The organism is Bradyrhizobium lablabi (assembly GCF_018129385.1).
Classification (GTDB): domain Bacteria; phylum Pseudomonadota; class Alphaproteobacteria; order Rhizobiales; family Xanthobacteraceae; genus Bradyrhizobium; species Bradyrhizobium lablabi_C.
The window spans coordinates 1-24807 of record NZ_JAFCLN010000031.1 but is presented as its reverse complement, the minus strand read 5'-3'; the positions used below and the strand labels follow the sequence as shown (position 1 = coordinate 24807).

Genomic DNA, 24807 nt, shown 5'->3' with positions numbered 1-24807 from the left:
CTCCCAAGCAGGAATACAAGTACAAGGCCAAGCAGTATGAAAACTGGGAAGTCACGGCCTGGAGCGACGACACACGCATCAGCATGAAGGCTTGGATTAACGGCAAGACGTCCTACGATCAAGAGGCCGAGCTGGTTCGCAAGGACAAGGGCTGGACCCTCGTCCTAGGCAAGAAGACCGATAGGCCACGCTAGATCGAGCCGGCATCACAGCGATCGCGCGATCAGCACCTTCATGATCTCGTTGGTGCCGCCGTAGATCTTCTGGATGCGGGAGTCGATGAACATCCGCGAGATCGGATATTCCTGCATGTAGCCGTAGCCGCCGTGGAGTTGCAGGCATTCGTCCGCGGTCTCGACCTGCTTCTCCGAGCACCAATATTTCGCCATCGAGGCGGTGACAGTGTCGAGATCGCCGGCGACCAGCCGCTCGACGCACCAGTCGACGAACACGCGTGCGATCATCGCTTCGGTCTTGCGCTCGGCGAGCTTGAAGGCGGTGTTCTGGAATTCGATCAGCGGCTTTCCGAAGGCGGTGCGCTCCTTGGTGTACTCGGCCGTCAGCTTCACCGCGCGCTCCATCGAGGCAACCGCGCCGATCGCGAGCGAAAGGCGCTCCTGCGGCAATTGCTGCATCAACTGGACGAAGCCTTGCCCTTCCTCGTTACCGAGCAGGTTTTCCGGCGGCACCGTCACATTGTCGAAGAACAGCTCTGACGTATCGGAAGCATGCAGGCCGATCTTGTCGAGGTTGCGCCCGCGCCGATAACCGTCTGCGCCCGCGGTCTCCACCACGATCAGCGACAGGCCCTTGGCGCCCGGCCCGCCGGTGCGCGCCACCACGACGACGAGGTCGGCGGCCTGGCCGTTGGTGATAAACGTCTTCTGGCCGTTGATGACGTAGGAATTGCCCTGCTTCTTCGCCGACGTCTTGACGCTTTGCAGGTCGGAGCCGGTGCCGGGCTCGGTCATCGCGATGGCGCCGACCATTTCCCCCGAAGCCATTTTCGGCAGCCAGCGTTTCTTCTGCTCTTCCGAGCCGTAATTGAGGATGTAATGCGCGACGATGGCGCTGTGCACGGATACGCCGGTGGTGACTTCCGGCACCACGCTCTCGATGTCCTCCAGCACGGCGGCGTCATATGCGAAGGTGGCGCCGAGCCCACCATATTCCTCGGGCACGCTCGCCAGCAGCGCGCCCATCTCGCCGAGGCCGCGCCAGGCCGAACGGTCGACCATCTTCTGCTCGCGCCATTTCTCGGCGTGCGGCGCCAAATCCTTGGCCAGGAATTTGCGGAACTGGTCACGGAACGTGTCCAGTTCCTCGGTCATCCAGGAAGATCGGTAACTCATGAAAACCCCCGCGGTCAGATGATGAGACCGCCGCCGGCGACGATCACCTGACCACTGATGTAGTTCGATTCCGGGCTACAGAACAGATAAACTGCGTCCGCCGCCTCCTCCGGCGTGCCGCCGCGGCCGAGCGGGATCATCCGGCCCATCGCCTCCAGCATCTGCGGCTGCACGCCGACCTTGATGTCGCGGCCGGCGACGTCGATGGTCTTCTGCTGGGTCTCGATCGGCTGGGTCAGGCGGGTGTTGATCAGGCCGAACGCGACGCAATTGACGTTGACCTTGTAGCGTCCCCATTCCTTGCAGAGCGTGCGGGTCAGCCCGACCAGCGACGCTTTTGCAGAGGAATAGCTGGCCTGCCCGGCATTGCCGTAGAGGCCGGCGATGGAGGAGATGTTCACGACCTTGCGGAACACCTCGCGGCCGGCTTCCGCTTCCTTCTTCGCCAGCACGCGGATCGGCTCGGCAGCAGCGCGGAGAATGCGGAACGGCGCGACGAGATGGACGTCCAGCATCGCCTGGAACTGTTCGTCGGTCATTTTCTGGATGGTCGAGTCCCAAGTATAGCCGGCATTGTTGACGATGATGTCGAGCCCGCCGAACTCGCTCATGCCGGCGCCGATAAAACGATCGGCAAAGCCTGCTTCCGACACGCTGCCATTGACCGCGACCGCCTCACCGCCCGCCGCCTTGATCTCGGCCGCCACGGCATCGCCGGGCGCCGCATCGAGATCGTTGACCACGAGTTTGGCGCCCTCGCTCGCCAGCTTCAACGCAATCGCGCGGCCGATACCGCGGCCGGAGCCGGTGATGAGCGCAACTTTTCCCTTCAATTTCGACATACGATCCTCTTAGAGCGCGACAACAGCTTCGCCCGCGAGCTTGACCTCGCCGGTTTGATCTTTGGTGGTGAGCGCGATACGCGCCCGCTTCTCGCCATTGTGCTCGAGCAGCTCGGCGACCGTTCCTTCGCAGGTCAGCGTGGCGCCGAGTTGCGTGATCGCAGCAAAGCGGGTCGAGAACGAGCGGATGCGCGACGGCGGCACCACGTCGGTCAACGCCTGGCCGAGATAGGCCATGACCAGCATGCCGTGCGAGAACACGTCGGGGAAACCCGCCTGCTTCGCAAAATCCAGATCGACATGGATCGGGTTGTGATCGCCGGACGCGCCGCAATAGAGCGCGAGCCGGTGCCGGGTGATCGGCGGAAACGTCTTGTGGACGATGCGCTCGCCAACGAACAGCGTCATGACGGCCTCGCATTGCGCACCACGACGGTGCGCGAGACATCCGCCACGTGAACGCCATTCTGGTTGGTGACCCCTGTCTCGACTACGATCAGCGTCATGGCGCCGCCCTTCTTCTCGGTGACGCTGGTGACCTTCGGCCGGAATGTCAGGGTGTCGCCGACCACCACGGGGGCGTGGTAGTCGAAGCGCTGCTCGCCATGCAGCACGCGCGCGAGATCGATGTCGAGCGCCGTCAGGAACTCGAACGGCTCGGTTGCGTCCATCATCTCGAGGCAAAACAGATAAGTCGGCGGCACCGGCGTTGCGGCATAGCCGGCTTTGCGTGCAGTGTCCGCGTCGCGATAGACCGGATTTTCCTCGCCGAGCGTATCGAGGAAAAAGCGCAAACGCCCGGGTTCGACGCGCGCGGTGACAGGCGTGAAGCTGCGCCCGACAGCGGATTGATCGACCATCACGAAAATCTCAGGCGCGCTCGTAGAGCGTCACGACGCAGGCGCCGCCGAGCCCGAGATTGTGCTGCAAGCCGATCCGCGCGCCCTCGACCTGCGTCGCCTGCGCCGTGCCGCGGAGCTGCCGCGTCAGCTCATAGCATTGCGCGAGTCCCGTAGCGCCGAGCGGATGGCCTTTTGACAGCAACCCGCCGGAGGGATTGGTCACGATCTTCCCGCCGTAGGTGTTGTCGCCGTCGTCGATGAAGCGCGCCGCCTCGCCTTCCTTGCAGAGGCCGAGGCCCTCATAGGTGATCAGCTCGTTGTGGGCAAAGCAGTCGTGCAGCTCGACCACGTCGAGATCATCAGGGCCGAGGCCGGCGGCCTCATACACCTTGTTCGCCGCATCGCGCGCCATGTCGAAGCCGACCACCTGCATCATGTCGCCCGCGCCGAACGTGGAAGCGGTGTCGGTCGTCATCGCCTGCGCACGGATGCGAACGTCTTTGCGCAGCCCGTGCTGGTCCGCGAACTTCTCCGACACCAGGATCGCTGCCGCGCCGCCGCAGGTCGGCGGACAGGCCATCAATCGCGTCATCACGCCCGGCCAGATCACTTGGTCGTTCATCACATCGTCGGCGGTGACTTCCTTGCGGAAAAGCGCCAGCGGATTGTTCTTGGCGTGCCGGCTCGCCTTGGCGCGCACCTTGGCGAAGGCAGACAGCGGCGTGCCGTATTTCTTCATATGGCTGAGGCCGGCGCCGCCGAAATAGCGCAGCGCCAGCGGTATACCCGGCGCATCGACCAGCTTGTCGGCCGCCGCGTCGAAATCGTCGAACGCGCTGGGCCGATCGGTGAACACGGCGCCCAGCGCGCCGGGCTTCATCTGCTCAAAACCGAGCGCCATCACGCAATCGGCCGCGCCCGACTCGATCGCCTGCCGCGCCAGGAACAGCGCGGTCGATCCGGTCGAGCAATTGTTGTTGACGTTGACGATCGGGATGCCGGTCATCCCCACCGGATAGAGCGCGCGTTGCCCGCAGGTGGAATCGCCGTAGACATAGCCGACATAGGCCTGCTGCACCTTGCCGTAATCGAGGCCGGCATCCGCGAGCGCGAGTCTGGCCGCCTCCGCGCCCATCACATGATACGGCTCATTGGCGCCGGGCTTGACGAACGGGATCATGCCGACACCGGCAACACAGGCGCGAGACGTCATTACTGTCCTCCCTAAATTTACCCGCTGGACTATTTATTACCCGCGGGTAATATACGGGCCGCGCTTTCGGAGAGTCAATGCGCCTCACACGGGATTGAAATGGACGGATCGCCCTCCCCCGCCAGCCAGTCGCCCTGGATGCCGTTCGAAAGCCGGCGGCGCGCCCGTGATGAAAAGCGCGAGGCGGTGTTGCGCATGGCGGTGCAGCTATTCCTCGAACAGGGTTATCACCGCACCACGCTCAACGATGTCGCGGAACGGCTGAACATCACAAAGCCCGCGCTGTATAATTACTTCAGCGGCAAGGACGAGATCCTGTACGAGTGCTGGGCAATCGGCCAGGAACGCGTCGACGACTGCCTCAACGAAATCGCTGCCGGCGGCGGCAGCGGGCTTGCGAAATTGCGCAAGCTGATCGTCGGCTATGCCGAGGTCATGACAACAGACTACGGCAAGAGCCTCGTGCGCTTCGACATGCGCGACCTGACCGAGCACAACCGCAGGATCGTGCAACTCGCCAAGCGGAAGATCGACCGCGCCTTTCGCAGCTACATCAGGGAAGGCATCGCGGACGGCTCGATCAAGCCATGCGACGCAAAACTGTCCGCGTTTGCGATCGCGGGCTCGCTGAACTGGATCGGCCACTGGTTCCAGCCCGGCGGCAAATTGCCGCCCGAGACAATCGCGGAAGAATTCGCGATACACCTGACCGAAGGCATCGCAGCGAAAACAACACGAAAGAAGGCGGAGAAACCGCCGGTGAAGGCAAAGAAGATGCGTGGAGGAACGCGATGAACATCACCCATGGCCTGCGGCGCGCGCTACAGATCAATCCGAACGGCCTTGCCATCGTCTGTGGTGACAGGCGGAAAAACTGGCGCGAGGTCGGCGAGCGCGTGGCGCGGCTGGCGGCTGGCATCCGCAGCCTCGGCCCGCAGCCAGGCGATCGCGTCGCGGTGCTGTCGCTCAACTCCGACCGCTATCTCGAGCTTTATCTCGCCGCCGGCTGGGCCGGCACCGTGATCGTGCCGCTCAACATCCGCTGGAGCCCGCTCGAGAACGAGGACGCCATGCGAGATTGCCGCGCCAATCTCCTGTTCGTCGACAAGGCGTTTGCGCCGGTAGGCAGCGCGCTCGCAAAGGCCATCCCCGGCCTGAAATTGGTCTATGCCGACGACGGCGAGACGCCGGCGGGTATGGAGAACTACGAAGCGCTGATCGAGCGCAGCGCGCCGATGCCGGACGCGATGCGCGAGAGCGGCGATCTGGCAGGCATCTTCTACACCGGCGGCACCACCGGACGCTCCAAGGGCGTCATGCTCAGCCACGGCAATCTGATGATGAATGCGCTGAATGCGCTCGGCGAAGGCATGTGGCCGAGCAGTACCGTCTATCTGCACGCCGCACCGATGTTCCACCTCGCCAACGGTGCGGCGATGTATTCCGTGTTGTTGAGCGGCGGCTCCAACGTCGTTATCCAGGGCTTTACGCCCGACGGGGTCGCGGCGGCGATCCAGAAAGACCGCGTCACCGACGTGCTGCTGGTGCCGACCATGATCCAGATGTTCGTCGATCACCCGAAGCTCGGCGACTACGACCTGTCCTCGCTGACGGGTATCGCCTATGGCGCCTCCGTCATCAGCGATGCCGTGCTCACGCGCGCCATGAAGGCCTTGCCGAAGGTGCAGTTCACGCAGGCCTACGGCATGACGGAATTGTCGCCGATCGCAACGATCCTGCACTGGAAGGAGCATATCGGCGACGGCCGCGCCAAGGGCCGGCATCGCGGCGCGGGCCGCGCCACCCTCGGCTGCGAGGTCAAGATCGTGGACGCCGACGACAAGGTCGTTCCATCAGGCACCGTCGGCGAGATCGCGGTGCGCGGCGATGTCGTGATGATGGGCTATTGGGAACGGCCGGAAGAGACGGCAAAAGCCGTCATCGACGGCTGGATGCATACCGGCGACGGCGGCTACATGGACGAGGACGGGTTCGTCTATGTGGTCGATCGCGTCAAGGACATGATCATCTCCGGCGGCGAGAATGTCTATTCCGCAGAAGTCGAGAACGCGCTGGCGCAGCATCCGGCGGTGGCGCAGTGCGCCGTGATCGGCATTCCCAGCGAGCGCTGGGGCGAGCAGGTTCACGCCGTCGTCGTTCCCAAGAGCGGCGCAACCGCGACGCCCGAAGAATTGATGGAATTCTGCAAGACGTTGATCGCCGGCTACAAGTGCCCGCGAAGTGTCGACATCTCAGCCACGCCGCTGCCGTTGTCGGGTGCCGGCAAGATATTGAAGCGCGAGCTACGCAAGCCGTTCTGGGAAAACCAGCAGCGGCGGGTGAGCTGATCCTCGGCTTGCCACGACTGGCAGCATCGGGATAGATCGCGCGATCTGCATCGTTTGGAGCCGCGTGGATGAAAGCCGTCGTCGTCGAAAAATATGATTCCATCGACAATGTCGGACTGAAAGACGTCGCGTTGCCGGATGTTTCCGCCGGACAGGTGCGCGTCAAGATCCGGGCGGCCAGCATCGGCTTCGTCGACGGCCTGAAAGTTCAGGGCCTGTATCAGACCAAGGATCCCCTGCCCTTCACGCCAGGAACGGAATTCGCCGGCATCGTCGACGAGGTCGCCGGCGACGTTTCCGGCCTGACGCGTGGCACGCCCGTGATGGGCATGACGCGGTCGGGCGCCCTGGCCGAATACATCGCGGTGCCGGCCGCCGCGGTCACAGCAATGCCGGACGGCATCGCGCCGGAGGTCGGCGCGGCCTTCCGCGCCAACTATCTCACCGCGCTCTATGCACTGAGCGAGCGGGCATCGCTGCGATCGGAAGAAATTCTGCTGGTCCTCGGCGCCGCCGGCGGGACGGGCATTGCCGCGGTTCAGGTCGGCAAGCTCCTGGGCGCGCGCGTGATCGCTGCCGGCTCTACGGAGCAGAAGCGCAAGTTTGCCACCGATCACGGCGCCGATTCTGTTGTCGACTACACGCAAGACAACTGGCGCGAAGCGCTCAAGGACCTCACGAACGGCCATGGCGTGGACGTGATCTTCGATCCCGTCGGCGGTGATGTCTCCCTACAGGCATTTCGCTCGATCGCCTGGAACGGCCGTCATCTCGTGGTCGGCTTTGCGGCCGGAAAAATCCCGGCGCTGCCGTTCAATCTGCCGCTGCTGAAAGGCGGCGTGCTGACCGGCGTCGACGTCGCCCAGATCGGCCGTCGAGAGCCGGACGCGGAGAAACGCGTCACGGCCCAGCTCTTCGCTTGGCTGCGCGAGAAGAAGCTGGTTCCGGTCGTCGGCCAGGTTTTTCCGTTCACCGATTTCCGCGAAGCGTTCCGGACGATGCAAACGCGCGCCGCGCTCGGGAAAATGGTCATCAGAATCGGTTGAGCAGTCTGTTCGCCGGGCTTTTGACGCGATCAGGGCCGCAAATCCATGTCGATGCGCACGAAGTCGCCGCGGTAGGTGACCTCACCGAGATAGATCACGGTCCGATCGGCCGCCGTGAACACGCGCCGCACCTCGGCCACCGGCGAGTTCAGCGGAATCTGGAGCAGACGGGCGGCTTCGAGATCGGCGGTGCCGATTGTCAGCGTCTGCCGCGCGCTGGCGATCGCGGGATCGCGCAGATCGTTCAGGATCGGTATCACGGTCTCGTTGCGAAAGCGCTTGGGGAAGCGCCGAAAGATCCGCTCATCGAGATAGATCGAGATTACGCAATAGGGCTGCTTCTCGCGGGAATGGAGGCGGCGCATGAAGACGTATTTCGGCGCCGGCTTGCCGTCCTCGGGAAACAGCGGCGCCTCGGTGCGGCTCTCGGAAATATTGATGATTTCGGGCGACGTGTCGCGATACATTTCTGCAAGGTCGGACAGCGTCGTTTCCACCTTGAGCCAGCGGTCCTGCTTGAGCGTGCCGGTGACGAAGGTGCCGCGGCCCTGCTGCGCCTCGATCACGCCGTCGCGTGTGAGCAGATCGACCGCCTGCCGGATGGTGACGCGGGAGACGCCGAACTCGGCGGCGAGTTCTTCGTTCGCCGGCAGACGCAGACCTTGCCGCCAGATGCCGCGCGCGATGCGTTGCCGAAAAATGTCGGCGATCTGCGCGTATTTCGGGACGTGACTATCGGAAATCAGATCCATCTCACGCTCTCCGGCTTAAGAAGATGCGGTTATGACATCACAAGGGCGGCGCCGCGTTCGCCGATCATCAGGCTGGTGGCGTTGGTGTTGGCCGACGTGACCTGCGGCATCACCGAAGCATCGATCACGCGCAACCTTTCAACCCCGCGAACGCGCAATTGCGGATCAAGCACCGAATGCTCGTCGCTGCCCATCCGGCAGGTGCCGACGCAATGAAATACGGTGCCGCCGGTGTTGCGCGCGAAATCCCACAGGCCGGCATCGCTAGCCACGGCCTCGCCGGGCACCATCTCGATATCCCAGAGATCGCGGAACGATTTCTGGTGGTAGATATCGCGAAGGATCTTCAACCCGGCAACGATCGTCTTGCGATCGATCTCCTCGGCAAAATAGTTCGGCTCGATGCGGGGCTGCTCGAATGGATCGGTGGACTGGATCGCCAGCCTGCCGCGCGATTTGCCGTGGCATTGCCAGACCGAAGCCGTGAAGCCGGAATAGCTGTGCAGGGGATCGCCGGGCTTGTCGACCGACAGCGGCATCACGTTGAACTGCACATCCGGCCGTCCGCCGACCGCGTATTCCGTGCACGCTGCGCCACCGACTTGCCCGGCTCCCACCGTCAACGGTCCGCTGCCGGCGAACATCCATTGCAAACCCATCCTCGCAAGCTCGACGGGATTGCGGACCTGGTCATTCAGCGAGATTCTCTCTTTCAGTCGGACGATCAGCCGCGCCTGATAGTGATCCTGGAGATTGCCCCCGACTTCCGGCGCCTCTGCGATCACGGGTATGCGCAAGCCTCGCAGCAGATCGGGCGGACCGATGCCCGAGAGCTGTAGGATTTGCGGCGACTGTAGTGCGCCGGCGGACAGAATGACTTCACGATCCGCCGTGGCGCTGTGCGTCTTGCCGTTTGCGATCCATTCCACCCCGGTCGCGGTGCGGCCCGCAAACGTCACCTTGCTCACCTGCGCGCCGGTGATGATGGTCAGGTTCGGGCGATCCGCGACGGGCCGCAGAAACGCGGATGCCGAGCTGGTGCGCCAGTGACGGCCGATGCCGAGTTGATAGGTGCCGACCCCGAACGTCGTTTCGCCGTTGAAGTCAGGATTGCGCGGCAGGCCATATTCGACGCCGGCTTCGACCCACGCGGCGGACGCGGAATTGTCGTTGCGCAGATCGGACACTTCGAACTCGCCGACCCCGCCGTGATACTGGCTGTCGCCGCCGCGATAGCGTTCGTAACGCCGAAAATACGGCAGAAGTTCGCGGTAGCTCCACCCCGATGCGCCGAGCCGATCCCAGTCGTCGAAATCCTCGTGCTGGCCGCGGATGAAAATCAGGCCGTTGATCGAGGACGAGCCGCCCAGCACCCGGCCGCGCGGCCAGACGATCGAGCGCCCGCCGGTGCCTTCACTCGGCTCTGTCCTGAACAGGCGCGAGAAGCGCTCATTGTAGATCGTGCGGTAGTAGCCGACCGGAAGCTTGAGCCAGAAATTGCGATCCGATCCGCCGGCTTCCAATAGCAGCACCCGGCAGGACGGATCGGCCGACAGGCGGTTGGCCACCACGCAGCCAGCCGAACCTGCGCCGACGATGATGTAGTCAAATCCCTGCGCGGTCATCTCAGGCTGTCCGATATTGTTCGATCGAGGCGAGGTCCGGTTCGATTCCGAGGCCGGGGTCATCGCTCAAGGTGATGGTGCCGTCACTCACGCTGGCAACCGGACCGCAAAACCGGTCGCGCAAGGGATTGTCGTTGGAGTCCACCTCGAGCAAGCCTTTGCCTCCAACGGCTGCAAGCAGATGCGCCGATGCGAGCAGACCGATGCCGCCGCCGAGATAATGCGGACAAAACGTCTTGCCCGATTTCATGATGTCGCGCGCAATGCCCCGGCACGCGGTCAGCCCGCCCCATTTGGCGATATCGGGTTGGACAATCCGCAGCACGTCGTCGTCCAGCGCCTGCGCGAAACCCGCGTGGCTGGCGATATTCTCGCCCGCCGCCAGCGGCACACCGGCGCTCTTGCGCAGGCGTTGCCATTCCTGCCACGGGCGGTCGGCACGGATCGGTTCCTCCAACCAGGCCAGATTGAATCCGGCAAGCTGCGGCGCCATCTCTTCCGCCTGCTCCACCGACCAGCCCTGGTTGACGTCGGCCGCCAGCATTCCGTTGCCGACCGCGTCGCGCAGCGCAGCCAGATTGGCGCGATCGGTGGCGGGATCAAAACCAATCTTCAGCTTCAGCGCGCGATGCCCCCTGCCCAGCGCCGCGTCCGCCATCTGCCGCGAACCGGTCGGGTTGATCCCGCTGGCATAGACCCTGATCGTGCTGCCCGCACCGCCGAGCAATTTCCACAACGCGGTCTTGCGGCGCCGCGCCGCGAGATCCCACACGGCCAGATCAATTCCGGCGATTGCCTGCGCGAACGGTCCGGGCTCGCCGGATTGCAGCGCCAGCACCGAAGTGCCTTGCGTCAGTCTGTCAAATATCTCTGTGGGCTCGCTCGCCGAAAGCCCAGTTATCGCCGGCGCCAGTATTTCATTGACCAGCCGGGCCCGATGCTCCGCACCGGTCGACGGAAAATTCGACCAGGCCTCGCCCCAGCCGACCATGCCGTCGGTGTCCTCGACCCGGACGAACACCGCCGGCCGGTTCAGCATCTTGCCGAACGAGGTAACGACGGGCGTCTCCAGCGGATAGCGATAGCAGTAGGCCTGGACGCTGCGGACTGTGAAAGCCGGCGATGTCATCTTGGAAAATCCGACGAAAGCAGCGCGACATTGCCGCCTCTTGTATGGTCATCCTATTTATAATATGACCTGCCCAGTATCAACTGCTATCGCAGCCGGACGCATCGAAATGAACGGGAGTGTCGCGAGACGCTTTTTGCTGGGGCTCGCGCCGTGGGTCGGCGCGGTCCTGCTTTGGTATGCCGTGCGCTGGAGCGGCTTCGTCAATGAATCCCTGATCCCGGCGCCGCATCAGGTGGCGTCAAAATTCGTCGAGCTGTTGCTGCGCGAGAATTTGCTGCTCGATATCTACGCTTCGACCCGGCGCGTGTTCTTCGGAGTCATCCTCGGCATCACCGCCGCCGTTCCCGTCGGCTTCCTGCTCGGCTGGTACAGGCCCGCGCGCACCCTCGCCGATCCCATGATCAACTTCTTTCGTGCGCTGCCGCCGATCGCGCTGATCCCACTCGTCATCGTTTATTTTGGCGTCGATGAAGTGGCCAAGCTCGTCATTCTGTTCTACGCCTCGTTCTTCTCGGGCGTGATCGTGATGTATGAGGGTGTCTCGCAGATCACGCCGCTCTACATTCGCGTATCGAAGACGCTCGGCGCCAGCGAGTTCGAGATTTTTCGCAAAGTGATCATCCCGCTCACAGTGCCGCACATCCTGACGGCGCTGCGCGTGGCGCTCGGGGTTGCCTGGGCGACGCTGGTCGCCTCCGAGCTGATCGCCGCACAACGCGGGCTGGGCGCGATGATCCAGAACGCCTCGACCTATTTCCTGCTCGACGTCATCTATGTCGGCATCATCTGCATCGGCTGCATCGCGCTCATCATGGACCTGATCCTGCGCAAGATCAGCGCCCGCCTCCTCGTGTGGCAGGAACGGGCGGTGGCATGAACAAGGTAAGCGCCAAGCGCGCGAAGTTCGATCATGTGTCGCTGACCTTCGATACGCCGAAGGGCAAGCTCAACGTCGTCGAGGACGTCAGCTACGAGATATCAGACGGCGATTTCATCGCGGTGATCGGCCCGTCCGGCTGCGGCAAGACCACGATGATGAGCATGCTGGCCGGCTTCCAGAAGCCGACCACCGGCAGCGTGCTGTTCGACGGGGCGCCCGTGAAGGGCCCCGGCCCCGAACGCGGCGTCATCTTCCAGGAATACGGCGTGTTTCCCTGGCTGACCGTCAAGCAGAACATCGCGTTCGGCCTGAATCTCAAGGCCAATCGCGTCGCGGCCTCCGAGCGCGAAGCAATCTGCGACCATTATCTCGAACTGATGGGCCTGTCGGATTTCGCCAACGCCTATCCCAAGCATCTTTCGGGCGGCATGCGACAGCGGCTCGCGATCGCACGCGCCTACGCCGTCAAGCCGCAGTTCCTGCTGATGGACGAGCCGTTCGGCGCGCTCGATGCGCAGACCCGCGCCAACATGCAGAACTTGTTGCTCAAGGTGCTCGCGACCGAAGGCAAGACCGTGATGCTGATTACCCATTCGGTGGAGGAAGCGATCTACCTCGCTTCCCGCATCGTGGTGGTGACGGCGCGTCCGGCCCGGATCAAGGAGATCATCGAGGTCCCCTTCGCCTATCCGCGCGACGAATCGATCCAGGAGCGCCCCGAATTCGCCGAGCTCCGCAGCCACATCCGCGATCTCGTGATGAACGAATACCGCGCGCAGCAGGCGCAGATGCGCCCTGCCTCATTTTCAGAATAACGATAAGACAACGGAGGAGTAACGCCATGGATCGACGACAATTTTTGACCACGACCGCCGGCCTGGCGCTGGGCGGATTTACCGCTGCGGCGCCCGCGATCGCGCAGGCCAAGACCAAGGTGCGCGTCGGCTATCTACACACCGTTGCCGTCGACGGCCAGATCTGGACCGGCATGGATCGCGGCAGCTTCGACAAGCAAGGCCTCAATCTGGAACTGCGCCAGTTCAACACCGGCCTCGAGATCTTCCAGGCGCTGATCGGCGGCAGCCTTGACGTGCTCGCGACCGGCGCCGTGCTGTCAAACTTCCCGGCCCGCGGACAGGGCAAGGTGTTCCTGATCAACGACATCGAGGTGGCAACGGCGCAGCTCTGGGTACGCTCCGATCAGGGCATCAAGTCGTTCGACGACCTCAAGGGCAAGCGGATCGCAACTGCGACCGGCACCACTGCGCATGTGTTTCTCGACAAGGCGCTGCGCGCCAACAAGATCGACCCCAAGGAGGTCGAACTGGTCAACCAGACCATGCCGGCCGCCGTCACGGCGTTCATCTCGGGCGCCGTGCCTGCCGTGGCGCTGTGGGTGCCGTTCAACGTCACGGTCCGCGACAAGGTCCCGGGCGCCGTCAAGCTCGCCGACGCATCGGCCTATTATCCGCAAGCGGCCATCATCGGCGGCTGGGCCGCCGCCAATGATTACTACGAGCCGAACAAGGAGACGCTCGCCAAGCTGATCCGCGGCTGGGCCGAGGCCAACGACTACATCGTCGCCAATCCGGCCGAGGCGATGGAGAAGCTACAGAAGGGCCATTACAGCCAGACGCCGCTCGTCGACATCAACGAGTCCTTCAAGGCGCAGAAGATGTTCACCTCGGCCGAGTGGAAGAAGTATTATCAGGACGGCACCGTCACCAACTGGCTACAGCAATCGACCGATTTCTTCATGGCCAACGCCAACATCAAGGACTTTACGCCGGCCAGCAAATATTTCGATCCGAGCCTGTATCTGAAGACGATCGCCTGATGACGGCATTGGCGAACGGCGGCGAACTGCCGCCGTTCGCCAACCTCGATCCGCCTACTCCGCCGGTGCCGCCACGGTCTCCGGCGCAGGCACCGCAACGATGTCCGACTTTGCCAGCGCCATGAACACCGCGGCGACAACCGCGTAAGCCAGCGCTACCGCGGGCGTGACGCCCAGTCCGCCGCCGATGCCGACGGCTTCGCCGTGCATGAAACCCAAATAGGTCAGCACCGCCCCTGCGAGCGAGAAGCAGGCTGCTTTCACGAAATCGCGCTCGATCACGAACACGCCGATCGCGCCCAGCACGAGGCCCGTGAGAATCGCGCCGCCACCCATCACTTCCAGCCCGTGATAGAACACGCCCTGCTGCGGCAGCGAGGCGATCGCAGCCGCCTTCACTTCGCCGGCCTTGTCGGCGGCAAGCCCGCCGATCTTCTGTGCGGCAGCGAGCGTCGCGCCCAGCATGGTGTCGATCTGTAGCTTGGCCCAGGCCGCCAGATGCGGCGTCAGTGCGAGCACCACCGCCGGCGCATGTTTCGCCGGCGTGGTCTGAAACGCCTGCGCGCCGATCAGCATGCCGATATAGAGCAGGATCGGCGAGATCGCGACGACAGGCACCAGCGCCAGCAGCACCGAGATGACGCCGAACCATGACAGCAGCACCACCATGATGCCGGTCGCCGCCGAATAGCCGATGCGGCCGCCCATCGCCTTCCAGCCGGGATGGCCGATATAGACCGCGTTGATGAAGGGATTGCCCGTCAGGCAGCCGATCAGGCTGACGGCGCCGTCGGCGGTCAGCACGCGCGTGGTCGGGTATTCGTCGCCCGCGGCTTCTGCGCTTTCCACATTGTCCATGGCCTCGACGAGATCGTAGATCCCGAAGGGAATCGCGGTCACGAGGATGATGCCGAGGAATTCGAAGCCCGAGAACACATGGCCGATGGCCGGAAGGGGAACGGAGAAGCCGAAGTTTGCAAACGCATCGCCAAGGCCCTTAAGGCTGAGGCCGCCGAGACCGAGCCCGAACAGATTCGATCCCCACGCGATCAGCATGCCGGCGGCAATCGCGACGAGGCCCGCCGGAATGCCTTTCGGATATTTCACCCCGCCGAACCAGCTCGCGAGGATGATCGCAAAGCAGACGAGGCCGATCTGCGGCGTCATGTACATTTCCAGCGCCGGTCGCATCGAAATGAAGGTGACGGAGACGCCGGCCAGCGTGCCGAGCAGCGCGGCGCGGGGGGTAATCCTCCTGATGTAGGGCGCGATGAATCCGCCGATCATCAGGATGAAGCTCTGGAAGAATACCCAGACGAGGCCGGCCGACCAGCCTTTTACAGGATCGCCGGTCTTCAGCGTGATCGGCAGCATGATCACGAAGGTGACGATGAACATGTGCGGCACGCTGACGCCCGACGGCAGAGCGCAAACGTCGTTGCGGCCGGTCTTTTGCGCGAGGCGATAGGCGAGCCAGGCATAGTACATGGTGGAGAGGCACATCATCAGCCCGAGCGCGGGCAGGATGCGGCCGAACACCAGGCTGTCAGGCATCTTCAGCACGAAGCGCAACAGGCCGGTCAGCACCAGCATATTGACGAGGATGTTGGTGCCGAAGCCGAAGAACGCGTTCCAGTCGCCCGGCGTCCACAATGCCGGTTTGAAGTCGCCCTTGCCTGCCGTTGCTGCCGTGCTCATCGCGATGCCCCCGCTGCCCGTTTGCCAAACGTCTCCGTCGTCATTGCTTCCAGGATTGCTGCTGAATCCGCGACCCAGCCGAAGATGCCGCCCTGGGCCTTGATCATCTTCAGGCCCATCTCGTGGAATTCGGGGAAGTAGGAGGCGCAGCCGTCCGCGATCACGATGCAGCGATAGCCGCGGTCGTTGGCCTCGCGCACGGTGGTGTTCACGCAGACTTCGGTGGTGACGCCGCACACCAGCAGATTTTCGATGCCGTATTTTTCCAGCACATCGCCAAGTCCGGTGGCGTAGAACGCGCCCTTGCCCGGCTTGTCGATCACGATCTCGCCGGCCATCGGATAGAGCTCTGGAATGATGTCGTGACCGGCTTCGCCGCGGATGAGGATGCGCCCCATCGGGCCGGGATCGCCGATCCGCCTGCTGGGTGCGCCACGCGCGACCTTCGCAGGTGGCGCGTCGGATAGATCGGGCAGATGTCCCTCGCGGGTATGGATCACGAGCATGCCGGCATCGCGCGCCGCCGCCAGCACCGTCCCGATCGGCTTCACCGCGCGTGCGAGCTGCGAGACGTCGTTGCCGAGCGTTTCGCCGAAGCCGCCCGGTTCCATGAAGTCGCGTTGCATATCGATGATGACGAGCGCGGTGGCGAGCCAATCAAGCTCCATCGGCTCCGGCTCCGCGACAATGATGCCCCTTGCGTTCGCCATGACTGCTTGCCCCGAACGAGAGAACTCTCACAGAAGGCGAAGCAAGGCCTATGCCATTGTGTACAACGCAGATCGAGACGGATGCGCAATTGAATCCGCTGCGATTTCAATTCCTTCCATTGCAATCATGCGACCGCGCGTTTCGCGCATGGCGCTGCCGCGGCGTGCACCTGCCTATTCGATAGGCGGAGGTCAGTGGAAGAAGTGCACGATCCCGAGGCTCAGCGCGAGCAGCAGCATCAGCGACAGCGTTACCGCCGCCGTCACCCTACCGCCGACGGTCGACAGCACGCGCACATCGACGCCGAGACCGAGCGCCGCCATGGAGAGGACGGTCAGAGTCGCCGCGGTCTTGGTGACCGGCGCGATGGCAAAGTCCGGCACGAGGTGCAGCGAGCGGAGCGCGGCCAGTACCAGGAATCCGATGATGAACCACGGCACCAGCTTGAACGGGCTGATCGGCGGCGCCTTCGTCGCGTCCGCATTGCGCTTGCGGCGTTGCGCCGCCACCAGGGATAGTCCGACCACGATCGGCCCCAGCATCAAGACGCGCACCAGTTTCACCAAGGTGCCAATCTGCGTAGAGACGATGCCGGCCGGCACGGTCGCCGCCAGCACCTGCGGCACCGCATAGACGGTGAGCCCGGCGAGGATGCCGTATTGCGTCGCCGACAAATTAAGGAGCGGGATGAGAAGCGGCAGGCCCAATACCATCAGCACGCCGAGGATGGCGGTGAAGGAGATCGACGAGGCGATGTCGTCGCCATCGGCGCCGATCACGGGCGCGACCGCCGCAATCGCCGAATTGCCGCAGATCGAGTTGCCGCAGGCGATCAGGATCGAGAGTTTTGTGGACAGCCCGAGCATGCGGCTGAGGCCGTAACTGACCGCCAGCATGATCGCGACGGTTGCGATAATCGCCGCGATCAGGAACAGGCCGGACGCCATGACCGCGGCAAAGCTGATCGACGCGCCCAGCAGCATGACGGCGACCTCGAGCAACTGTTTTGCGCTGAAGGCAATACCCGAGAGCCAGCGCGCCGACGGCTGCCAGGCGGTCCGCACGGCCATGCCGAGCAGGATCGCAATGACGAGCGCCTCGACATAGGGGTGCTCGAAATAGCGCTCTTCCACGTGCTGGATGCCGATCGCTATGATCGTGATCAGGCCGCAGAGCGCGATACCGGGAATGAGGGAGACGAATCGGCCGAGCACTCTGGGGCGCTGCCCCGCGGGGTCCGGTTCGTTGGATGGTTGCTGCACAAAATCTCTCTTTTGGAGAAGATTTTATACGGCTATCGGCCGATGTGGCCAATATTTTTTCAAAGCGTGTGCATTCGACGCACACGATTTTCCGCCGGGTGACGGAGCTGCGTCCTAGAGGAAGGCGAAGACGCCCTGCACCCAGGCGACCGCCTGATCGAAGCTGAAGCTGCCCGGCTCGAAATAGACGGCCCGGGCGAGCACGATACCCGCCACCAGCGCCCAGAACACGCCGGTCCCGGCCGATTTCAGCCATTTCGAAGCGCGCTCCGAGGCGGCCGACGGTGCGACCGCGGGAACGGGCTCTCCAAAAGGATCGTAGGCGGGCTGGGTCATGGTGGGCTTCCGTTGGTCTCCGTAATGTCGCGACATTCGGCGCGGAAGCAAGGGTAGCGAAATGTCTTTTGCGGCGGGGGTTTGGAAGGGCCTTTTGCTCCGCTGCACCAGGATAGAGTTTTCTTCTCCAAGGCTCCAAAGCTGGCACGGTTGTTGCTGCTTCCAGGCCACCTTGGTTCCGGGGAGACGTCCGATGACAACAATCACCACCGCTGCGGCAGCACCCTCCAAGCCGATCTATTCCTCGCTGTTCGTCCAGGTCCTGGCCGCGCTTGTGCTCGGCATCGTGCTCGGCATGACGGTGCCGGATTTTGCGATCAGCCTGAAGATCCTGTCCGACGCCTTCCTCAAACTGATCTCGATGATCGTCGCGCCGATCGTGTTTTGCGTGGTGGTGCACGGGATCGCAGGCGCCGGCGACCTGAAGAAGGTCGGCCGCGTCGGCGTCAAGGCGCTGGTCTATTTCGAGGTGATGACTACCGTCGCCCTCGTGGTCGGTCTGCTGCTCGCCTACATCTTCGGCCCCGGCCACGGCATGAACATCAACCCGTCCAGCCTCGATCCCAAGGCACTCACCACCGTCGCCGACAACGCCCACAAGCTGTCGGGCGGCGGCATCGGCGCTTTCCTGCTCAATGTCGTCCCCACCACCTCGTTCGACGCGCTGGCGCGCAATGACGTGCTGCAAGTGCTGTTCTTCGCCGTGCTGTTCGGCGTCAGCCTCGCCCTGGTCGGCGGCGAGAAGGGCGAGAAGATCACCTCCTTCATCGATGCGGTATCCACGGTGCTGTTCCGCACCATGGGCCTGATCGTGCGCGTCGCGCCGCTCGGGGTGCTCGGCGCGGTCGCCTACACCGTCGGCAAGTACGGCGTCGGTTCGCTGAAGCAGCTCGTCTCGCTGGTGGTGCTGTTCTACATCTCGGTCGCCATCTTCGTTTTCGGCGTGCTTGGCGGGGTCATGGCGCTTGCCGGCGTGAACATCCTGAAGTTCCTGTCCTACCTGCGCGAAGAATTGACCATCGTGCTTGCCACGGCGTCTTCGGACTCCGTACTGCCGCAGATCATGCGCAAGCTCGAACGGCTGGGCGTGAAGGATTCCGTCGTCGGACTCGTGATCCCCACCGGCTATTCCTTCAACCTCGACGCCTTCTCGATCTACCTGACGCTGGCGGTGGTGTTCATCGCGCAGGCGACCAATACGCCGCTGTCGTTCGGTGACCTCATGCTGGTGCTCGGCGTTTCCCTGATCACCTCCAAGGGCGCCCATGGCGTACCGGGCTCCGCGATCGTGATCCTGGCGGCAACGCTCAATGCCGTGCCGAGCATTCCCGCCATCGGCCTCGTGCTGGTGCTGTCGGTCGACTGGTTCATCGGCATGGCGCGTGCGCTCGGCAACCTCATCGGCAACTGCGTCGCCACGGTCGTAGTGGCTGCCTGGGAGGGCGACCTCGACCGGGAGAAGGCGGCGAAGGTCCTGAATGGCGAGGAACTGATCGACGTCACGGTCGGCTGACCTCCGCCGAAAATTTTCGATGAGGCGCAATAGCAAGGACCGCTTCAGCCCTATATTGGCACCGGAAGGCGATGAACTGCCTGGGAGGTGTCCATGACGGCGGAAAATCTGCGCGGGCGGACTGCGCTTGTGACTGGCGGCTCGCGCGGCATTGGCGCTGCGATCGTGCGGGCGCTGGCCGGGGCCGGCGCTGCTGTCGCGGTCAACTATCGCGAGCGCGCCGGCGAGGCCGATGCGCTGGTCAAGGAAATCACCGGCGCAGGCGGACGGGCGGTCGCGATCCCGGCGGATGTCTCGAAGGGCGCCGCCGTTGCCGCCATGGTGGAGCAAGCCGCCTCCCAGCTTGGTCCGGTCGATATCCTCGTCAACAATGCCGGCATCGCCATCACCCGCGGCGTCGACGATCTGACGGAAGACGATTTCGACAGGACCATTGCGGTCAACCTGAAATCCGCCTTCCTCGTCACGCAGGCGGTGCTGCCGGCGATGCGCGCCCGCAAATGGGGACGCATCGTCAACATCTCCTCGGGCGCAGCGCGCGGCGCTGGCGCGATCGGGCCGCACTACAATGCTTCGAAGGCCGGCATGGAAGGCCTGACCCGCGGCTATGCGGCGCGCCTCGTCAAGGACGGCATCACCGTCAACGCTGTGGCGCCGTCGCTGATCGAGACCGACATGATGAAAGGGCAGACCCAGCTCGTCAGCCGGATTCCGCTTGGCCGATTCGGCACCGCCGACGAGGTCGCCTCCGCCGTGATGCTCTTGATCCAGAATCCGTACATGACCGGCCAGACCATCGCGATGAGCGGCGGCATGGCGTTCAACTAGTTTAGGCATCCAACAGCTTCATCCCAGACGGATTCGATATCGGAAGTTCCGTTGCTCCAATGGAGCGAAATGCATTACGCCCGGCTTGTCCGCGAACTCGCCGTCGAACCCCACCGGGTCGGCAAATCCGTGCCACGGCTCGATGCAGAGGAACGGCGCGCCGCCGAGCTTCGACCAGACGCCGAGTTGCGGAAAGCCGTCGTCCCAGGACATCTCGATCGACGGGCCGCGATCCGCCGCGAAGCACACGGAACTGCTCGCAAGCCGGTCGAGGATGATGGCGTCGTCGTCGAACAGGCTTTCAGCAAGGCTCAAGACTTTTCCGCGGATCGGATTCGGTTCCGGCTGGGCGCGCATCAGGCCGTCGGCCAGCCGGCGGATCGGCGCCGGCTCTTCGTTGGAAAAGGTCAGTGAATAGGCTTCCTTTGGCAATCCCGGAAGCAGCGGCCAATTGAACGCCGGATGTCCCCCGATCGAGGCCGGCAGCATTTCCTTGCCGGTATTCGCAATTTCGAGCGACACATCGAGTTCGCTATCCCTCGCCGTGTAGGCCACGGTGAGCCGGAACGGGAACGGATAGCGCGAGCGGGTCTCGGCAGTGTCGTTGAGCACGAGCCTACAGGAACCCGGGCCGCGCTCGACCCAGTCGAACCGGCAATCGCGCGCGATCCCATGCTTCATCATCGGGTAGATCCTGCCCCGATGCTTGAGCTTATCGTTCTTCAACTGTCCGACAATGGGAAACAGCAAGGGCGCGTGGCGCGGCCATTCCGGCCCGGCCTGCCAGAGCAGCTCGAGGCCGCCGGCATTTTTCAGCGAGCACAGCTCGGCCCCATCGGCCTTGATGGTTGCTTCGATGCCGCCCGAGCGAATGACGTGCCTGTCTGTGTTCATCTACCTGTCCTCATCAAATGCCGGCGTTCCCGCCCAATGGATTGAGCAGGTGCAACATTAGCTTTGCGCCAACACGTCGCAAGCGCACCCGAACGCCCCTCCGCCGACACCGCGGCGCGCGCCGCTTTCCGGCTTCTCGTTTTTCCCGGAAATGCTAGGATCGAATCCGGCGTGGGAGGCGTTGCGTGAAAACAATCACCGCATCGGCAGCCAAAAAGCTTGGTGGTTTCCTCACCAAGGACTTTCGCGCTATTTTCGGCCATACCAACGACGACCTCGCCGAGCGTATCGGCACGCTGGCGCGCACCACCATCGAATGCCTCGCCCGCAGCGATGCGCTCTATCATAATTACGAGCACACCTATCAGGTCACCCTGGTCGGCCGCGACATATTGCAGGGCATGGCGCTGGCGCACCGCATCGAGCCCGAAGACTACGCCCACCTGATCATCGCCTGCCTGCTGCATGACATCGGCTATATGCGCGGCGTGCTCGCCGGCGACAGCGCGGACGAATTCGTCATCAACGACAAGGGCGAGACCATCGAGCTACCGCGCGGCGCATCGGATGCGGCGCTGACGGCCTACCATGTCGATCGCTCGAAGATCTTTGCTTATGAACGGCTCAAGACTTCCCCGCTGGTCGACGCCAGGCGCGTGGCTGATGCGATCGAATGCACGCGCTTTCCGCCATCGCCGACCAAAGACACCTCGGAACTTTCCAAGGAACCGCGCCTCGTGCAGGCCGCCGACCTGATCGGCCAGCTCGGCGACCCCCTCTATTCGCGGAAAGCCAACGCCCTGTTCTGGGAATTCGAGGAAATCGGCATGAACCGGCAGCTCGGCTATTCCTCGCCGGCCGACCTGATCGACCGCTATCCGAGCTTCTACTGGAACAGGGTGTCCGACCACCTCGGCGGCGCAATGAAGTATCTCAACATGACGGTGTCGGGACGACAGTGGATCGCGAATTTGCATCACCACGTGCTGTGCGCGGAGAACGACGATCCGCTGATGGGGCCGCAGCGGTAGTGCTTGCTCCATCATGCCCGGGCTTGTCCCGGGCATCCACGTCTTTGCGGCCGCACGAAGGGAAGACGTGGATGGCCGGGCATCGGCGAGCGGAAGCGACGCCGTCCTTCGGACGGCTATGCCCGGCCATGACGAAGGAGAGTTCGCAAGATCGACGCAGACAAAGAAAGGGCGTGATGGCACACCGCCATCACGCCCAGTGAATACCTTGCGCTGGGGAGGAGAAGTCAGCGCTCGGCAAAGGCCTTTTCGACCACGAACTGCGCGGGCTCGCCGTGATTGCCCTCGGTAAAGCCGCGATCGTTCAGCAGCACGCGGGTGTCGGCGACCAGCGCCGGGCTGCCGCAGATCATGATGCGGTCGTGCGCCGCTTCGAGCGACGGCAAGCCGATATCCTCGAACAGCTTGCCCGAAGTGATGAGGTCGGTGATGCGGCCGCGGTTGCGGAAGGGATCGCGCGTCACGGTCGGGTAATAGATGAGCTGGCTCCTGATGTAGTCGCCGATCAGTTCGTCCTGCGGCAGCTTTTCCGTGATCATCTCGCCATAGGCGAGTTCCCGCACATGACGGCAGCCGTGCAGCAGCACGACCTTTTCGAAGCGCTCGTAGGTCTCGGGATCCTTGATCACGGAGAGGAACGGCGCCAGCCCGGTGCCGGTGCCGATCAGATAGAGGTTGCGGCCGGATTCGAGGTTGTCGATGACCAGTGTGCCGGTCGCCTTGCGGCTGACGATGATGGGATCGCCGACCTTGAGGTGCTGGAGACGCGAGGTCAGCGGGCCGTCCGGCACCTTGATCGAGAAGAATTCCAGTTGGTCCTCGTAATTCGCGCTGGCGACGCTGTAGGCGCGCAGCAGCGGCTTTTCGCCGACCTTCAGCCCGATCATGGTGAATTCGCCGTTGCGGAAACGGAACGAGGGATCGCGGGTGGTGGTGAAGCTGAAGAGATTGTCGGTCCAGTGATGGACGCTGGTGACGCTCTCCTGGTTGAAATTGCTCATCGCGCTCGTTTCCTGATGTCGCCGCGCCGCAATTGACCGGCCAATTCATTCGTATACGATCGTTCGTATACAAACAAATAATCCGGCTTGATCCCGAGGTCAAGCCGGGCTCAAATTTGCCTTTGATTACAGAAGGGAACTGCCCGATGGCCCATGACGCACCGCAGGCGACCGGCCCCAGCAAGCTGGTCATCCGCAACATCGGCCTGCTGCTGTCGGGGGCGCTGGAAAAGCCGATCCTGGATGCCGACACCATCGTGGCCGAAAACGGCAAGATATCAGCCATCGGCCGCCTCAAGGACGTCAACACCGAAGGCGCCACCACCATCGTGGACGCCAACGGCACCACGGTGGCGCCCGGCCTGATCGACAGCCATGTGCATCCGGTGGCGGGCGACTGGACGCCGCGGCAGAACCAGATCAACTGGATCGACTCTTACCTGCATGGCGGCGTCACCACCATGATCTCGGCCGGTGAGGTGCACATGCCCGGCCGTCCCCGTGACGTCGTCGGGCTGAAGGCGATGGCGATCTTTGCGCAGCGCGCGTTCTGGACGCTGCGGCCCGGTGGCGTGAAGGTGCATGCCGGCGCGCCCGTGATCGAATGCGAGATGGTCGAGGATGATTTCAAGGAGATGGCCGCGGCCGGCGTCAAGCTGCTGGGCGAAGTCGGGCTCGGCGGCGTCAAGGACGGACCGACCGCGCGAAAGATGGTGGGCTGGGCGCGCAAATACGGCATTCAGAGCACCATCCATACTGGGGGCCCCTCGATCCCCGGCTCGGGCCTGATCGACAAGGACGTGGTGCTGGAGGCCGATACCGACGTGGTCGGCCATATCAATGGCGGCCACACCGCCCTGCCCGACGACCAAATCCGCTGCATCTGCGAGGGCTGCAAGCGCGGGTTGGAGCTCGTGCACAACGGCAATGAGCGCTCAGCCTTGTTCACGCTGCGCACCGCGCGCGAGATGGGCGACCTGCATCGCGTGATCCTCGGCACGGACGCGCCGGCCGGCTCCGGCGTGCAGCCGCTGGGCATCTTGCGGATGGTGTCGATGCTGTCCTCGCTCGGCGAATTGCCGGCGGAGATCGCGTTTTGCTTGGCGACCGGCAACACGGCGAGAATGCGCGAGCTGGATTGCGGCATCGTCGAGGTCGGGCGCTCGGCCGATTTCGTGATCATGGACAAGGCGCAGCATTCGCCGGGAAAGAACATCCTGGAGAGCGTGCAGCTTGGCGATCTTCCCGGTGTCGGGATGACCATCATCGACGGCATCGTGCGCACGCAGCGCAGCCGCAACACGCCACCGGCGGGACGCGTGCCGGAGATTGTGCCCCGATAGGTCGCCAAGCCCAGCGCCGTCATACCCGCGAAGGCGGGTATCCAGTACGCCGCGGCTTCTCGGCTCTATCACCGCGGCCTCTGGAATACTGGATCCCCGCCTTCGCGGGGATGACGACTGAATGTGTGTTCGCGTTCTCGCGACGCAATCTGCATCCGAGCTATTCAAATTCATCGCGCCTCTGAAGCCAGAGGGCGCAGGGAATGCCGGGTGCGCGCTGCACCCGCGGTCTCGTGTGCGCTGCTTGCGCATCAAAAAACTGCACACGAGCATACAGGTGAGCGGAGAACACTCCGACATCCCCTGCGCAATGGCTTTACG

24 protein-coding genes are annotated in these 24807 nt (G+C 63.6%); 10 read left to right on the top strand and 14 right to left on the bottom strand.

What is annotated here, in order from left to right:
• Positions 1 to 206: 206 nt before the first annotated feature.
• Genes JQ628_RS32965 through JQ628_RS32945 form a run of 5 tightly spaced genes read right to left on the bottom strand, consistent with a single transcriptional unit; the run spans position 207 to position 4249 of the window.
• A complete protein-coding gene (locus tag JQ628_RS32965; protein WP_212230395.1) occupies positions 207 to 1352 on the bottom strand; it encodes an acyl-CoA dehydrogenase family protein in 1146 nt (381 codons plus the stop codon).
• A 14-nt stretch (positions 1353 to 1366) separates the two neighbouring features.
• Positions 1367 to 2194, bottom strand: a complete 828-nt coding sequence (locus JQ628_RS32960) for an SDR family NAD(P)-dependent oxidoreductase (protein WP_212230392.1) — start codon at positions 2192 to 2194, stop codon at positions 1367 to 1369.
• A 9-nt stretch (positions 2195 to 2203) separates the two neighbouring features.
• Positions 2204 to 2602: a MaoC family dehydratase gene (locus tag JQ628_RS32955; protein WP_212230390.1), complete on the bottom strand. Its 399-nt coding sequence runs from the start codon at positions 2600 to 2602 to the stop codon at positions 2204 to 2206.
• Positions 2599 to 3054 (bottom strand): MaoC family dehydratase N-terminal domain-containing protein, encoded by a 456-nt coding sequence (locus JQ628_RS32950; protein WP_212230382.1) that lies wholly within the window; start codon positions 3052 to 3054, stop codon positions 2599 to 2601. The genes JQ628_RS32955 and JQ628_RS32950 overlap by 4 nt, the downstream gene beginning before the upstream one ends.
• 10 nt (positions 3055 to 3064) lie before the next feature.
• The gene (locus JQ628_RS32945; RefSeq protein ID WP_212230380.1) at positions 3065 to 4249 is read right to left on the bottom strand and encodes a lipid-transfer protein; all 1185 of its coding nucleotides are present in this window, start codon (positions 4247 to 4249) and stop codon (positions 3065 to 3067) included.
• Between the two features lie 99 nt (positions 4250 to 4348).
• Between JQ628_RS32945 and JQ628_RS32940 the strand changes: the two genes are divergently transcribed.
• The 3 genes from JQ628_RS32940 to JQ628_RS32930 all read left to right on the top strand — a co-directional run bounded on the left by JQ628_RS32940 (position 4349) and on the right by JQ628_RS32930 (position 7643).
• A complete protein-coding gene (locus JQ628_RS32940; RefSeq protein ID WP_212230378.1) occupies positions 4349 to 5044 on the top strand; it encodes a TetR/AcrR family transcriptional regulator in 696 nt (231 codons plus the stop codon).
• Positions 5041 to 6597: an acyl-CoA synthetase gene (locus tag JQ628_RS32935; protein ID WP_212230376.1), complete on the top strand. Its 1557-nt coding sequence runs from the start codon at positions 5041 to 5043 to the stop codon at positions 6595 to 6597. Before JQ628_RS32940 ends, JQ628_RS32935 begins: the two co-directional genes overlap by 4 nt.
• A gap of 68 nt (positions 6598 to 6665) precedes the next feature.
• Entirely contained in the window at positions 6666 to 7643 is a 978-nt protein-coding gene (locus JQ628_RS32930; RefSeq protein WP_212230374.1) for an NADPH:quinone oxidoreductase family protein, read from the top strand.
• Positions 7644 to 7672: 29 nt separating this feature from the next.
• On the opposite strand, the gene JQ628_RS32925 is transcribed toward JQ628_RS32930, so the two are convergent.
• From JQ628_RS32925 to JQ628_RS32915, 3 genes are read right to left on the bottom strand one after another with little or no spacing between them, the layout of a single operon-like run.
• Complete coding sequence (locus JQ628_RS32925) at positions 7673 to 8395, bottom strand: GntR family transcriptional regulator (protein ID WP_212230372.1); 723 nt, start codon at positions 8393 to 8395, stop codon at positions 7673 to 7675.
• A 29-nt stretch (positions 8396 to 8424) separates the two neighbouring features.
• Entirely contained in the window at positions 8425 to 10020 is a 1596-nt protein-coding gene (locus tag JQ628_RS32920) for a GMC family oxidoreductase (protein WP_212230370.1), read from the bottom strand.
• A gap of 1 nt (position 10021) precedes the next feature.
• Entirely contained in the window at positions 10022 to 11149 is a 1128-nt protein-coding gene (locus JQ628_RS32915; RefSeq protein WP_212230368.1) for a mandelate racemase/muconate lactonizing enzyme family protein, read from the bottom strand.
• 109 nt (positions 11150 to 11258) lie between these two features.
• Here JQ628_RS32915 and JQ628_RS32910 point away from each other — a divergent pair, with 109 nt between their 5' ends.
• The 3 genes from JQ628_RS32910 to JQ628_RS32900 are packed head-to-tail and all read left to right on the top strand — an operon-like array spanning position 11259 to position 13869.
• The gene (locus JQ628_RS32910) at positions 11259 to 12029 is read left to right on the top strand and encodes an ABC transporter permease (RefSeq protein WP_212230366.1); all 771 of its coding nucleotides are present in this window, start codon (positions 11259 to 11261) and stop codon (positions 12027 to 12029) included.
• Entirely contained in the window at positions 12026 to 12847 is an 822-nt protein-coding gene (locus JQ628_RS32905) for an ABC transporter ATP-binding protein (RefSeq protein ID WP_212230364.1), read from the top strand. The genes JQ628_RS32910 and JQ628_RS32905 overlap by 4 nt, the downstream gene beginning before the upstream one ends.
• A gap of 26 nt (positions 12848 to 12873) precedes the next feature.
• Positions 12874 to 13869: an ABC transporter substrate-binding protein gene (locus JQ628_RS32900; RefSeq protein WP_212230362.1), complete on the top strand. Its 996-nt coding sequence runs from the start codon at positions 12874 to 12876 to the stop codon at positions 13867 to 13869.
• 54 nt (positions 13870 to 13923) lie between these two features.
• Here the strand turns inward: JQ628_RS32900 and JQ628_RS32895 are convergent, their stop codons facing one another.
• The 4 genes from JQ628_RS32895 to JQ628_RS32880 all read right to left on the bottom strand — a co-directional run bounded on the left by JQ628_RS32895 (position 13924) and on the right by JQ628_RS32880 (position 17876).
• Complete coding sequence (locus tag JQ628_RS32895) at positions 13924 to 15567, bottom strand: regulator (RefSeq protein WP_212230360.1); 1644 nt, start codon at positions 15565 to 15567, stop codon at positions 13924 to 13926.
• Positions 15564 to 16277 carry a cysteine hydrolase family protein gene (locus JQ628_RS32890; RefSeq protein WP_212230358.1) on the bottom strand — a complete coding sequence of 238 codons (714 nt, stop codon included), beginning with the start codon at positions 16275 to 16277 and terminating at the stop codon, positions 15564 to 15566. Before JQ628_RS32890 ends, JQ628_RS32895 begins: the two co-directional genes overlap by 4 nt.
• A gap of 192 nt (positions 16278 to 16469) precedes the next feature.
• Positions 16470 to 17540 (bottom strand): putative sulfate exporter family transporter, encoded by a 1071-nt coding sequence (locus JQ628_RS32885; protein ID WP_212230357.1) that lies wholly within the window; start codon positions 17538 to 17540, stop codon positions 16470 to 16472.
• Positions 17541 to 17654: 114 nt separating this feature from the next.
• Positions 17655 to 17876: a hypothetical protein gene (locus JQ628_RS32880; protein WP_212230356.1), complete on the bottom strand. Its 222-nt coding sequence runs from the start codon at positions 17874 to 17876 to the stop codon at positions 17655 to 17657.
• A gap of 193 nt (positions 17877 to 18069) precedes the next feature.
• Between JQ628_RS32880 and JQ628_RS32875 the strand changes: the two genes are divergently transcribed.
• Entirely contained in the window at positions 18070 to 19389 is a 1320-nt protein-coding gene (locus JQ628_RS32875; protein WP_212230355.1) for a dicarboxylate/amino acid:cation symporter, read from the top strand.
• Positions 19390 to 19482: 93 nt separating this feature from the next.
• Positions 19483 to 20217 carry an SDR family NAD(P)-dependent oxidoreductase gene (locus JQ628_RS32870; protein ID WP_212230353.1) on the top strand — a complete coding sequence of 245 codons (735 nt, stop codon included), beginning with the start codon at positions 19483 to 19485 and terminating at the stop codon, positions 20215 to 20217.
• An 18-nt stretch (positions 20218 to 20235) separates the two neighbouring features.
• Here the strand turns inward: JQ628_RS32870 and JQ628_RS32865 are convergent, their stop codons facing one another.
• Positions 20236 to 21111: an aldose 1-epimerase family protein gene (locus JQ628_RS32865; RefSeq protein ID WP_212230351.1), complete on the bottom strand. Its 876-nt coding sequence runs from the start codon at positions 21109 to 21111 to the stop codon at positions 20236 to 20238.
• A gap of 185 nt (positions 21112 to 21296) precedes the next feature.
• Between JQ628_RS32865 and JQ628_RS32860 the strand changes: the two genes are divergently transcribed.
• Entirely contained in the window at positions 21297 to 22142 is an 846-nt protein-coding gene (locus tag JQ628_RS32860) for an HD domain-containing protein (protein ID WP_212230349.1), read from the top strand.
• A 227-nt stretch (positions 22143 to 22369) separates the two neighbouring features.
• On the opposite strand, the gene JQ628_RS32855 is transcribed toward JQ628_RS32860, so the two are convergent.
• A complete protein-coding gene (locus JQ628_RS32855; protein WP_212230347.1) occupies positions 22370 to 23143 on the bottom strand; it encodes a ferredoxin--NADP reductase in 774 nt (257 codons plus the stop codon).
• Between the two features lie 146 nt (positions 23144 to 23289).
• On the opposite strand from JQ628_RS32855, the gene JQ628_RS32850 reads away from it, so the two are divergent.
• Positions 23290 to 24486 carry an amidohydrolase family protein gene (locus JQ628_RS32850; protein ID WP_212230345.1) on the top strand — a complete coding sequence of 399 codons (1197 nt, stop codon included), beginning with the start codon at positions 23290 to 23292 and terminating at the stop codon, positions 24484 to 24486.
• Positions 24487 to 24807: the final 321 nt, after the last annotated feature.

Bases quoted from the DNA above. Each gene is read 5' to 3' on its own strand.
- JQ628_RS32895 (WP_212230360.1), bottom strand. From the start codon at position 15,567: ATGAGCACGGCAGCAACGGCAGGCAAGGGCGACTTCAAACCGGCATTG.
- JQ628_RS32915 (WP_212230368.1), bottom strand. From the start codon at position 11,149: ATGACATCGCCGGCTTTCACAGTCCGCAGCGTCCAGGCCTACTGCTAT.
- JQ628_RS32910 (WP_212230366.1), top strand. From the start codon at position 11,259: ATGAACGGGAGTGTCGCGAGACGCTTTTTGCTGGGGCTCGCGCCGTGG.
- JQ628_RS32855 (WP_212230347.1), bottom strand. From the start codon at position 23,143: ATGAGCAATTTCAACCAGGAGAGCGTCACCAGCGTCCATCACTGGACC.
- JQ628_RS32850 (WP_212230345.1), top strand. From the start codon at position 23,290: ATGGCCCATGACGCACCGCAGGCGACCGGCCCCAGCAAGCTGGTCATC.
- JQ628_RS32965 (WP_212230395.1), bottom strand. From the start codon at position 1,352: ATGAGTTACCGATCTTCCTGGATGACCGAGGAACTGGACACGTTCCGT.
- JQ628_RS32925 (WP_212230372.1), bottom strand. From the start codon at position 8,395: ATGGATCTGATTTCCGATAGTCACGTCCCGAAATACGCGCAGATCGCC.
- JQ628_RS32930 (WP_212230374.1), top strand. From the start codon at position 6,666: ATGAAAGCCGTCGTCGTCGAAAAATATGATTCCATCGACAATGTCGGA.
- JQ628_RS32920 (WP_212230370.1), bottom strand. From the start codon at position 10,020: ATGACCGCGCAGGGATTTGACTACATCATCGTCGGCGCAGGTTCGGCT.
- JQ628_RS32900 (WP_212230362.1), top strand. From the start codon at position 12,874: ATGGATCGACGACAATTTTTGACCACGACCGCCGGCCTGGCGCTGGGC.
- JQ628_RS32890 (WP_212230358.1), bottom strand. From the start codon at position 16,277: ATGGCGAACGCAAGGGGCATCATTGTCGCGGAGCCGGAGCCGATGGAG.
- JQ628_RS32960 (WP_212230392.1), bottom strand. From the start codon at position 2,194: ATGTCGAAATTGAAGGGAAAAGTTGCGCTCATCACCGGCTCCGGCCGC.
- JQ628_RS32865 (WP_212230351.1), bottom strand. From the start codon at position 21,111: ATGAACACAGACAGGCACGTCATTCGCTCGGGCGGCATCGAAGCAACC.
- JQ628_RS32955 (WP_212230390.1), bottom strand. From the start codon at position 2,602: ATGACGCTGTTCGTTGGCGAGCGCATCGTCCACAAGACGTTTCCGCCG.
- JQ628_RS32945 (WP_212230380.1), bottom strand. From the start codon at position 4,249: ATGACGTCTCGCGCCTGTGTTGCCGGTGTCGGCATGATCCCGTTCGTC.
- JQ628_RS32935 (WP_212230376.1), top strand. From the start codon at position 5,041: ATGAACATCACCCATGGCCTGCGGCGCGCGCTACAGATCAATCCGAAC.
- JQ628_RS32880 (WP_212230356.1), bottom strand. From the start codon at position 17,876: ATGACCCAGCCCGCCTACGATCCTTTTGGAGAGCCCGTTCCCGCGGTC.
- JQ628_RS32870 (WP_212230353.1), top strand. From the start codon at position 19,483: ATGACGGCGGAAAATCTGCGCGGGCGGACTGCGCTTGTGACTGGCGGC.
- JQ628_RS32905 (WP_212230364.1), top strand. From the start codon at position 12,026: ATGAACAAGGTAAGCGCCAAGCGCGCGAAGTTCGATCATGTGTCGCTG.
- JQ628_RS32940 (WP_212230378.1), top strand. From the start codon at position 4,349: ATGGACGGATCGCCCTCCCCCGCCAGCCAGTCGCCCTGGATGCCGTTC.
- JQ628_RS32950 (WP_212230382.1), bottom strand. From the start codon at position 3,054: ATGGTCGATCAATCCGCTGTCGGGCGCAGCTTCACGCCTGTCACCGCG.
- JQ628_RS32875 (WP_212230355.1), top strand. From the start codon at position 18,070: ATGACAACAATCACCACCGCTGCGGCAGCACCCTCCAAGCCGATCTAT.